This window comes from Cyanobium gracile UHCC 0281, from assembly GCF_034931305.1.
GTDB classification, from domain to species: Bacteria; Cyanobacteriota; Cyanobacteriia; order PCC-6307; family Cyanobiaceae; genus Cyanobium; species Cyanobium gracile_A.
The window spans coordinates 1-3,030 of the sequence record NZ_JAYGHY010000113.1; the positions used below are offsets into that span (position 1 = coordinate 1).

2 protein-coding genes and 1 pseudogene are annotated in these 3,030 nt (G+C 71.7%); all 3 read left to right on the forward strand.

The window, feature by feature from the left end; all coding sequences use genetic code 11:
- Positions 1 to 128 (forward strand): annotated as a pseudogene (locus tag VB739_RS16450) (2-phosphosulfolactate phosphatase); the annotation flags it as partial.
- A 106-nt stretch (positions 129 to 234) separates the two neighbouring features.
- Complete coding sequence (locus tag VB739_RS16455) at positions 235 to 1,422, forward strand: Coenzyme F420 hydrogenase/dehydrogenase, beta subunit C-terminal domain (protein WP_323358093.1); 1,188 nt, start codon at positions 235 to 237, stop codon at positions 1,420 to 1,422.
- Positions 1,419 to 2,972: a 4-alpha-glucanotransferase gene (gene malQ / locus VB739_RS16460; RefSeq protein WP_323358094.1), complete on the forward strand. Its 1,554-nt coding sequence runs from the start codon at positions 1,419 to 1,421 to the stop codon at positions 2,970 to 2,972. The genes VB739_RS16455 and malQ overlap by 4 nt, the downstream gene beginning before the upstream one ends.
- Positions 2,973 to 3,030: the final 58 nt, after the last annotated feature.

A 3,030-nucleotide genomic window follows, 5' to 3' on the forward strand; every position in this document is an offset into this window, starting at 1 on the left:
GGGAGGGGGATTACTCCCTTGAGGACAGCCTGGCGGCGGGAGCGGTGGCTTCGGCCGCGATCGAGCTGGCGGTGGCCCCCCACATGGGGGTCCGCTGCGCCAACGACGAAATGCTGGCGGCCCTGGCGCCTTCGGGGGCAGGCGGCATGGAAGCGCAACGACGGATAGCTTGAGCGTCGAGCCATTGCGCCCCTCCACCGCTTGTCCACCGTTCCTTCACCGGCACCGGCCTCCGTGGCGCCGCACGATCGAGCCCGACCCCTGGCCAAGGGCAGCCTCAAACCGGCCAAGGATCTCTGCAGCGACTGCGGCCTCTGCGACAGCCGCTGGGTGGCCTACGTGCGCCGGGCCTGCGCCTTCCTCGAGCAGCGCTTCGAGGCGATGGAGGAACGGGCCCACGGTCGCAGCCGCCGCCTCGACGATGAGGACGAGCTCTACTTCGGCGTGCACCAGCGCATGGTCACCGCCCGCCTGCGCCAGCCGATCGAGGGGGCCCAGTGGACGGGGATCGTCAGCCGCATCGGCGTACGGGCCCTGGAGACGGGCCTGGTGGATGCGGTGCTGTGCGTGCAGCAGAGCCCGGACGACCGCTTCACGCCGGTGCCCGTGTTGGCCCGCACCCCCGAACAGGTGCTGGCGGCACGGGTGAACAAGCCCACCCTCTCCCCCAATCTGGAGGTGCTCGAGCAACTGCCGGGCAGCGGCATCGAACGGCTGCTGGCCATCGGGGTGGGCTGCCAGATCCAGGCCCTGCGGGCCGTGCAGGCCACCTTGCCCCTGCAGAAGCTCTATGTGCTCGGGCTGCCCTGCGTCGACAACGTCAGCCGCCAGGGGCTGCAGACCTTCCTGGAGAGCGCCAGCCGCTCCCCCGAGACGGTGGTGCACTACGAGTTCATGCAGGACTTCCGCATCCACTTCCGCCACAGCGACGGCCACCAGGAAACGGTGCCCTTCTTCGGCCTCGACACTCCCGCCCTCAAGGACGTGTTCGCCCCCAGCTGCCTCAGCTGCTTCGACTACACCAATGCCGGCGCCGATCTGGTGGTGGGCTACATGGGCGCCACCTTCGGCCGCCAGTGGGTCACCGTGCGCAACCCCCTCGGCCAGGAGCTGCTGGATCTGGTGGAACCGGAGCTCGACCTGGCGCCGGTGACCAGCACAGGCGACCGCCGCCAGGCGGTGCAGCAGGGCATCGACGCCTACGAAAAGGCCCTGAAACTGCCGATGTGGCTGGCTGAGCTGGTGGGCGTGTTCGTGCAGCGCTTCGGGCCGAAGGGGCTCGAATACGGCCGCTTCTCAATCGATTCCCACTTCACCCGCAACGCCCTCTGGCTGCAGCGCCACCACCCGGAGAAGGTGGAGGCCCACATCCCCGCCTTCGCCCGCAAGATCGTGGCCCGCTACCGGCTTCCCAAACCGTGAGCGGTGATCCACGGGCCTGCGGGGTGCTGCTGCACCCCACCGCCCTGCCGGGGACGCCGGCCTGCGGCAGCTTCGGCGCCGCCGCCCGCGACTGGATTGATCTCCTGGCCGCCGAGGGGGTGGGGGTGTGGCAACTGTTGCCCCTGTCCCCCACCGATGGCACCGGCTCCCCGTACAGCTCCCCCAGTGGCTCAGCCCTCAACCCCTGGCTGATCGATGCCGACGATCTGGTGGCCGAGGGCCTGATCACCCCCGCCGACCGGGACGCCCTGCCCGTCGGGCCCGACGATCGCCTCGATCCGGCCGCCGCCGCGGCGCGGGCAGCGGCCATCGCCGTAGCCCTGGGGCGCCGCTGGGCCGACCAGAGCCAGCAGCGCCAGGAGGCCTTCGATCACTGGGAACAGCGCCAGCGCTACTGGCTGATCGACCACTGCCGCTTCATGGTGATCCGCCGTCTGCACGGGGGACGGCCCTGGTGGGCGTGGCCCGAACCCCTGGCCCGGCGCCACCCCCCGGCGCTGCGCGCGCTGGTCGACGCCCAGAGCCGGGCCCTGCAGGAGGAGGCCCTGCTGCAGTGGCAGCTCCAATGCCAGTGGAGCCGTCTGCAGCAGCGCGCCCACGACCAGGGGGTGCGGCTGGTGGGGGACCTGCCCTTTTATGTGGCCCACGACAGCGCCGATGTCTGGAGCCACCGGCGCCTCTTCTCGCTGCGCTCCGATGGCGCTCTGGTGGAGCAGAGCGGCGTGCCGCCCGATTACTTCGCCGCCACCGGCCAGCTGTGGGGCACCCCCGTGTACCGCTGGTGGGCGCATCGCCTCAATGGCTTCGGCTGGTGGCTGCAACGGCTGCAGCGCCAGCTGGAGCTGATGGATCTGCTGCGCCTGGATCACTTCCGGGCCCTGGAGGCCTACTGGAGCGTGCCCGGGGCGGATGTCACCGCCGAGCACGGCACCTGGCGCCCCTCCCCCGGCCGCGCCCTGCTGCGCCGCCTGTGGTGGCGCTGCCGTCGCCAGGGCCGGCTGCTGCCCGGCGGCCGTCTGCCGCTGATCGCCGAAGACCTGGGCGTGATCACCCCGGCGGTGGAGGCCCTGCGCGATCGCTTTGCCCTGCCGGGGATGAAGATCCTCCAGTTCGCCTTCGACGGCAACGACGACAACGCCTACCTGCCGGCGAACTACAAGGGCAGCCGCTGGGTGGTGTACACCGGCACCCACGACAACGCCACCAGCCTCGGTTGGTGGCGGGATCTTGACGACGACGCCAGGGGACGGGTCGCGGCGCTGGTGGGGGGTCAGGTGCCGGCGCCGAGCTGGCAGCTGCTGGAGCTGGCCCTGGCCTCGTCGGCCGAGCTGGCCGTGGTGCCGCTGCAGGACCTGCTGGAGCTTGGCGACGAGGCCCGCTTCAACACCCCCGGCACGATCGAAGGCAACTGGAGCTGGCGGCTGACCCAACCGGTGAGCGCGCTGGCGGGGCCCCTGCAGGGCTTCGGGACGATGGCGGCCCGCTACGGCCGGGGGCGGGAGGCAGCGGCCGGGACCGGGGGCGGGTAGAGGAACTGCGCCGGGCCCTGGCCGCCCGTCGGGTCGGGGCTCTGGCCAGCGGGGGTGG